Below are 6,842 nucleotides of genomic sequence, written 5' to 3'. Positions count from 1 at the left end.
GCCGCACCCGGTGTAGACCCCGTCCCCGCCGCGCCCGCCGCCCGGTGGCCTCCTTCGTGGGCCCCGGCCAGGCGGACGGCACCCTCAACGCCGTCTTCGCCGACGGCGCGTTCGCCGCCGGGCAGTCCGGGGTCGTGGACACCGGCTCCGAGCAGGCCGTCGGCTGCCGGACGCCGCTGACGGCCGCGCAGGCCGAGGCGCTGCGCGGGGTGGACCCGGACGAGCGGGAGAGCCTCGCGCTGCCCGGCCTGGGCGCCTACCGCGTCCAGGCGGCGCTGCGCGAGGACGGCTCCCTCGTGGTCGTGGGCCTGCCGCTGGCCGACGTGCGCGGCACGCTCGCGCGGGTCATCGGCGTGGAGGCCGCCGTCATCCTGCTCGGCGTGGCCGCGGCGGCCGGGGTCGGCGGCGTCCTGGTGCGCCGCGACCTGGCTCCGCTGCGCCGGGTCGCGGCGACGGCCTCGCGCGTCTCCGAGCTGGAGCTGGACCGCGGCGAGGTGGACCTGGAGCACCGGGTGAGCGCCGCCGACGCCGACGAGCGCACCGAGGTCGGCCGGGTCGGCGCCGCCATCAACCGGATGCTCGACCACGTCGGCTCCGCGCTGGCCGCGCGGCACGAGTCCGAGCAGCGGGTGCGCCGGTTCGTCGCCGACGCCAGCCACGAGCTGCGCACCCCGCTGGCGGCGATCCGCGGCTACTCCGAGCTGACCCGCCGCAGCCGCGACGCCGTGCCCGCGGACGTGCTGCACGCCATGGGCCGGGTGGAGTCCGAGGCGCTGCGGATGACGGGCCTGGTCGAGGACCTCCTGCTGCTGGCGCGCCTGGACTCCGGCCGGCCGCTGGAGCGCGCACCCGTCGACCTGACGATGACGGTGCTCGACGCGGTCGGCGACGCGCAGGTCGCCGGGCGCGAGCACGTGTGGCGCCTGGACCTGCCCGAGGAGGCCGTGGAGGTCGTGGGCGACCCCGGCCGGCTGCACCAGGTGCTGGCGAACCTGCTGGCCAACGCGCGCACCCACACCCCGCCGGGCACCACCGTCACCGTCGGCCTGCACCCGGAGGGCGACCTCGTCCACCTCGACGTCGTCGACGACGGCCCGGGGATCGCCCCGCAGCTGCTGCCGCGGGTCTTCGAGCGCTTCGCCCGCGGGGACTCCTCGCGCTCGCGGGCCGCCGGCAGCACGGGGCTGGGCCTGGCGATCGTGCAGGCCGTCGTCGCCTCCCACCACGGCGTCGTCGGCGTCGACAGCCGGCCCGGGCGCACCGCGTTCCGCGTCACGCTGCCCGCGCACCAAGGCGCCGCCCCGCGGCGGACGGAGGCGGGCGACCGGCGGTGAGCGCACGACGGCGACCACCGCCGGCTCCCCCGGAGCCCCGGGCCGCCGGTGCGGCTGTGCGGGCCCACAGGGGACGCCCACGGCGCGAACAGGAGCGCGGCGCAGGCTCGGGGCATGACGACGCACCGCAGCAGCACCACCCGCACCACCGCCGGCAGCACCACGGCCGGCACCACCCGCCGCTCCGCGCGCCACCTGCGGCGGCTGCTCGCGATCGGCCTCGCGGCCGGGGTGTCCGGCACGGGCCTGGCCACCGCGGCGCAGGCCGCCCCGACGACGGTCAGCGCCGGCGAGCGCACCCCGGCCCCGGTGGCCGCCGCCCTCTCCCCGGCGGCGCTACCGGTCGACGTCGCCGCCGTCGACGGCGCGCAGCGGCGCAGCAGCCTCGTCACCGTGGTGCTCTGAGAGCTGCCGCCACCAGGCGGCCGCGCCGACGAGGGCAGCCGCCAGCAGCCAGCCGCCGAGCACGTCGGTGGGCCAGTGCGCTCCCAGCCACACCCGGTCCACGGCGACCACGACGAGCAGCAGCGCGCCGAGCACGCCGACGAGGCGGCGCAGCGCCCCGGGGCGCAGCAGCAGGACGACGGCGAGCAGGACGACCGTCGCCGACGACATCGCGTGCCCGGAGGGGAAGGACCCGCCGCCGGCGCTCGTGAGCCCCGCCTCCAGCGCCGGGCGCTCGCGACCCAGCAGCAGCTTGAGCGCGGGCGAGAGGACGGCGGCCAGCGCCCCCGTCACCAGGGCGGTCAGCGCGTCGCGCCGGCGCCCGGCGCGCGCGCACCACGCCGTCGCCAGCGCACCCAGCAGGTACAGCCACCCGGGCTGGGTGACCGCCTCGACGACCTGCGCGGCGCGGGTGGGCGCCGGGTGCGCCAGCGCCGCGGAGACCGCCGCCCGCGACAGCGGCACGTCCACGCGGGCGCTCGCGCCCGTGGACACCAGCACCGCGAGCACCGCGGCGGCGGCCGCGCAGACCGCGGCGAGCGCGCCCGCGCGGCCGGACCTCACGCGGGCTGCTGCCCGGCCCCCTGCGCCTGCTGCTGCGGCGCCTGGGCGGCCTTCGGCTCCGGCGCTGCGTCGACCCCGGCCTCCTTGCGCTGCTGCGCGGTGATGGGCGCGGGCGCGGAGGTCAGCGGGTCGAAGCCGCCGCCGGACTTCGGGAAGGCGATGACCTCGCGGATGGAGTCGGCGCCGGCCAGCAGGGACACGACGCGGTCCCAGCCGAAGGCGATGCCGCCGTGCGGCGGCGCGCCGTAGGCGAAGGCGTCGAGCAGGAAGCCGAACTGCTCGCGGGCGGTCGCCTCGTCGATGCCCATGACCGCGAACACGCGCTCCTGCACGTCGCGGCGGTGGATGCGGATCGAGCCGCCGCCGATCTCGTTGCCGTTGCAGACGATGTCGTAGGCGTTGGTCAGCGCCGAGCCGGGGTCGGCGTCGAAGGTGTCCAGGTGCTCGGGCTTGGGCGCGGTGAACGCGTGGTGCACCGCACCCCACTGACCGGCGCCCAGCGCCACGTCGTCGTCCTCGGCGGCCGGCTTGAACATCGGCGCGTCCACGACCCACAGGAACGACCAGGCCGACTCGTCGATCAGGCCGCAGCGGCGGGCGATCTCGCCGCGGGCGGCGCCCAGCAGGGCCCGGGAGGCAGCCACCGCACCGGCCGCGAAGAAGATGCAGTCGCCGGGGGCCGCGCCGACGTGGGCGGCGATGCCGGCCCGCTCGGTCTCGGAGAGGTTCTTGGCGACCGGCCCGGACAGCTCGCCGTCCTCGCCGACCAGCACGTACGCCAGACCGCGGGCGCCGCGCTGCTTGGCCCAGTCCTGCCAGGCGTCGAGCACCTTGCGCGGCTGCGAGGCCCCGCCGGGCATGACGACGGCGCCGACGTAGGGCGCCTGGAAGACGCGGAAGGAGGTGTCCGCGAAGTACTCCGTGCACTCCACGAGCTCCACGCCGAAGCGCAGGTCCGGCTTGTCGCTGCCGTAGCGGGCCATCGCCTCGGCGAAGCTCATCCGCGGCAGGGGCAGCGGCACGTCGACGCCGACGAGCTTCCACAGCGCCGCGACGATCTCCTCGCCGAGGGCGATGACGTCGTCCTGCTCGACGAAGCTCATCTCGATGTCGAGCTGGGTGAACTCCGGCTGCCGGTCGGCGCGGAAGTCCTCGTCGCGGTAGCAGCGGGCGATCTGGTAGTAGCGCTCCAGGCCGCCGACCATGAGCAGCTGCTTGAACAGCTGCGGGCTCTGCGGCAGCGCGTACCAGGAGCCCGGCGCCAAGCGTGCGGGGACGATGAAGTCGCGCGCGCCCTCGGGGGTGGAGCGGGTGAGCGTCGGCGTCTCGACCTCGGTGAAGCGGTGGGCGTCGAGCACGGCGCGCGCCGCCCGGCTCGCGTCGCTGCGCAGCCGCAGCGCGCGGGCGGGCCCGCTGCGGCGCAGGTCCAGGTAGCGGTGCCGCAGCCGCACCTCCTCGCCGACGTTGAGGGCGTCGTCGATCTGGAACGGCAGCGGCGCGGCCTCGGAGAGGACCTCCAGCGCGCTGGTGTCGACCTCGACCTCGCCGGTGGGGATGCCGGGGTTCTCGTTGCCCTCCGGGCGCAGCCGCACGTCGCCGGTGATGCGCACGCAGTACTCGTTGCGCAGCTCGTGCGCGCCGCCGGCGTCGAGGATCTCGTCGCGGGCGACGACCTGCACGACGCCCGAGGCGTCGCGCAGGTCCAGGAAGGCCACTCCCCCGTGGTCCCGACGACGCGCCACCCAGCCGGTGAGCGTCACGGTCTGTCCGGCGTGACCGGCGCGCAGGCTGCCGGCCTCGTGGGTGCGGAGCACGGGGAGTCCCTTCGATCGTCAGTGCGCGGGAGTGCGCACCGCACGATCCTACGGACGTCCGCGGGCGGCCCGCCGCCCGCGGACGTCCGGCCGCCGCGGCGGCGTCAGCGGCGCGGCGAGGGGACCCCGGCCTCCGCGCCGGCCAGCTCGGCGACCAGCCGGCGGGCCAGCCGGTCCAGCAGCACGAGGTTCACCTGCGGGTCGGCGACGACCGCCAGCAGGTGCGAGGTGTCGACGGCGTGGACGACGAGGGTGCCGTCGGCGCCCTTGACGGTGGTGGAGGAGAAGGCGCCCAGGCCCGCGGTGTCGGCGGCCCGCTCGGCGATGCCCAGGACGGTGGCGACGACGGCCGCGGCCGCGTCGTGCTCGCTCTCGGGGCCGTCGTCGTGGAAGGCCAGGCCGTCGGTGCGGGCGATGAGGACGCGGCGCACCCCGGGGATGTCCCGCTTCAGCGCCAGGCTCACCCGGGTGGCGTGGTACTTGACGATCACGCGTGCGCTCCGTCGGTCGTGGCCGCGGACGCCGCGGCGGCGCGGGCCGCCAGGGTGGCGACGCCGTCGAGCAGGAGCCGCAGGACCGCGGTGCAGTCGGCGAGCTCGCGCGGGTCGCAGGCCACGAGGGCCTGCGGGGAGGTGCCCAGCTGCGCCGCCAGCCGCGTGCGGGTGCCCGCGGGGTCGGCCCAGCGGCTGACCGCGACGAGGCGCGGCGTGCTGGGCGCCAGGCGGGCGAAGGCGGTGACGATGCCCGCGGCCTGGGAGACGCTCGCCGGGCGGCTGGCGTCGACGAGGACGAGGTAGCCGTCCATGCCGCGGGCCAGCAGCTCCCACGTGAAGGCGAAGCGCTCCTGGCCGGGCGTGCCGAACAGGGTCACCCGGGTGTCCGCCCACGCCGCCCCCGCCGGGGCCGGCACCACGACGGTGGTGTGGTCCAGCGCGACGGTCGTGGACGTCTTCAGCGCCGCGGTCTCGTCGCTGACGCCGGTCTCGGTGCTCACCAGCGGCCCGCAGCCCAGGCCCTCGGCGACGGTGGTGGCGAACGTGGTCTTGCCGGCGCCGAACGGTCCGGTCACGACGATCTTGCGGGGGGTGGGCACGGCGGCTCCTCGGGCGCTGGGGCCGGGCGGCGGCTGCGCCCGGCGGGTGCGCGGACGGCGGCCGGCCGGGAGCCGGTCCCGGTCCGGCCGCCGTCGCCTGCGCGGTGCGCCGCCTCGGGGCGGCGCCTGGTGCGACGGCTCAGATGTCCAGGTCGCGCTCGAGGATCGTCAGCTGGCGGCGCGCCATCGCCAGGTTCGACTGCCCCTTGTTGAGGACCAGGTAGAGGAACAGGCCCTGGCCGGACTTGGACTGGATGAGGCGGATCAGGTGGATCTGGGTGCCGAGGGTGATGAGGATGTCCTCGATGTTCTCCTCGAGGCCGAGGCGCTGCATCGTGCGCAGCTTGGCGCGCACGACGTCGGTGTTGCCGGCGGCGGCGACGTCGAGGTCCAGGGCACCGCCACCGGCCTGGCCGAGGGACATGCCGCTCTCGTAGTCGACGAGGGCGGCGGCGCTGGCGCCGTCGATCTCGAGGCAGGCCTTCAGGGTGGCGTCGACGTTGGCCATGGTGGGTCCTTCCGCGGTGGGCTCGCGGACCGCGGCTGTTCCACGGTCCGTTGCTGTCCCCCAGTGCTTCGACCTGCGAGGAGTTCGACTGAACGGCATTCCCCGTGCCGTCCGGGTGAACTCGGCTGCGACGAACGGGTGAGCAGGTCCTCCGCGGGTCCGCCGGGGGTCCGCCGGAGGTCCGCCGGGGGTCCGCCGGAGGTCCGCCGGGGGTCCGCTCCGGGCCCCTCGCGGGCGCTCCCCGCCGCTCGCGGCGGGAGCGGGTCCGCACCCGGGGCCCGTGCGGCAGGCTGGGGCCGTGAGCGCACCGAGGAGGGCGGCGGCCGACCGCGGCCGGCCCGCGCTGCCGCGACCGGACGTGGCGCAGCTGCACCCGGCCGCCGGTCCGCCCGGGCGCGGGGCCCTGCACGACGGGCTGCTCTTCGAGAGCGTGGACCTGAGCGGGGTCGACGCCGTCGACAGCCGCTTCCTGGGCTGCGTCCTGCGCTCCGCGGCCGCCGACGGCCTGCGCCTGGCCGGCGCCCGGCTGGTGGACTGCCGGCTGAGCGGGCTGGAGGCCGGCGAGGCGCCGTGGGCGGGCTCCAGCTGGCAGGAGGTCGTGCTCGGCGACAGCCGGGTGGGCGCCTGGGGCCTGGCGAGCGCGCGGTGGGCGCGCGTGGCGGTGGAGCGGGTGCGGGTCGACTTCGCCGACCTGCGCGGCACCACCTTCACCGACGTGACCTTCCGCGGCTGCGACCTGCGCGACGTCGACGCCTCCGGGGCCCGCTGGACGCGGGTGCGCTTCGAGGACTGCCGCACCGGGCACCTCGACGTCACCGGTGCGCGGCTGCAGGACGTCGACCTGACGGCCTGCGAGCTGGAGGCGGTCTCCGGCGTGGGCGACCTGCGCGGCGCCGTGGTCAGCGAGGTGCAGCTGGCCCTGCTGGCACCGCTGCTCGCCGCGCACCTGGGCGTGCGCGTGGCCGGCTGAACCGGTCCGGCTGAACCGGTCCGGCTGAACCGGTCCGGCTGAACCGGTCCGGCTGAACCGGTCCGGCTGAACCGGTCCGGCTGAACCGGTCCGGCTGAACCGGTCCGGCTGAACC

At 77.1% G+C, this 6,842-nt stretch carries 8 protein-coding genes; 3 read left to right on the top strand and 5 right to left on the bottom strand.

Annotation, left to right across the window (positions count from 1 at the left end; all coding sequences use genetic code 11):
- Nucleotides 1-1,334 (top strand): sensor histidine kinase (locus GTQ99_RS17610; protein ID WP_166617032.1); only part of this gene is annotated, 1,334 nt, incomplete at its 5' end.
- A gap of 114 nt (nucleotides 1,335-1,448) precedes the next feature.
- Entirely contained in the window at nucleotides 1,449-1,739 is a 291-nt protein-coding gene (locus tag GTQ99_RS17605) for a hypothetical protein (protein WP_166617031.1), read from the top strand.
- Here GTQ99_RS17605 and GTQ99_RS27110 read toward each other — a convergent pair.
- From GTQ99_RS27110 to GTQ99_RS17580, 5 genes are all read right to left on the bottom strand, one after another.
- Nucleotides 1,671-2,342 (bottom strand): phosphatase PAP2 family protein, encoded by a 672-nt coding sequence (locus tag GTQ99_RS27110; RefSeq protein ID WP_166617030.1) that lies wholly within the window; start codon nucleotides 2,340-2,342, stop codon nucleotides 1,671-1,673. The two genes, GTQ99_RS17605 and GTQ99_RS27110, sit on opposite strands and share 69 nt — an antisense overlap.
- On the bottom strand, nucleotides 2,339-4,156 hold the full coding sequence (gene aspS / locus GTQ99_RS17595) for an aspartate--tRNA ligase (RefSeq protein WP_166617029.1): 1,818 nt from the start codon (nucleotides 4,154-4,156) through the stop codon (nucleotides 2,339-2,341). Before aspS ends, GTQ99_RS27110 begins: the two co-directional genes overlap by 4 nt.
- A gap of 104 nt (nucleotides 4,157-4,260) precedes the next feature.
- On the bottom strand, nucleotides 4,261-4,647 hold the full coding sequence (locus GTQ99_RS17590) for a roadblock/LC7 domain-containing protein (RefSeq protein WP_166617028.1): 387 nt from the start codon (nucleotides 4,645-4,647) through the stop codon (nucleotides 4,261-4,263).
- A complete protein-coding gene (locus tag GTQ99_RS17585; RefSeq protein ID WP_166617027.1) occupies nucleotides 4,644-5,249 on the bottom strand; it encodes an ATP/GTP-binding protein in 606 nt (201 codons plus the stop codon). The genes GTQ99_RS17590 and GTQ99_RS17585 overlap by 4 nt, the downstream gene beginning before the upstream one ends.
- A 139-nt stretch (nucleotides 5,250-5,388) precedes the next feature.
- Entirely contained in the window at nucleotides 5,389-5,757 is a 369-nt protein-coding gene (locus GTQ99_RS17580; protein ID WP_166617026.1) for a hypothetical protein, read from the bottom strand.
- A 298-nt stretch (nucleotides 5,758-6,055) separates the two neighbouring features.
- Here GTQ99_RS17580 and GTQ99_RS27105 point away from each other — a divergent pair, with 298 nt between their 5' ends.
- Nucleotides 6,056-6,727, top strand: a complete 672-nt coding sequence (locus tag GTQ99_RS27105; protein WP_166617025.1) for a pentapeptide repeat-containing protein — start codon at nucleotides 6,056-6,058, stop codon at nucleotides 6,725-6,727.
- Nucleotides 6,728-6,842: the final 115 nt, after the last annotated feature.

The organism is Kineococcus vitellinus (genome assembly GCF_009906315.1).
GTDB lineage: Bacteria > Actinomycetota > Actinomycetes > Actinomycetales > Kineococcaceae > Kineococcus > Kineococcus vitellinus.
Note: the sequence above shows the minus strand (reverse complement) of the source record. Positions and strands in the feature narration are given on the sequence as shown.

Coding starts and splice junctions, on each gene's coding strand:
- GTQ99_RS17580 (WP_166617026.1), bottom strand. CDS start 5,757: ATGGCCAACGTCGACGCCACCCTGAAGGCCTGCCTCGAGATCGACGGC.
- GTQ99_RS17605 (WP_166617031.1), top strand. CDS start 1,449: ATGACGACGCACCGCAGCAGCACCACCCGCACCACCGCCGGCAGCACC.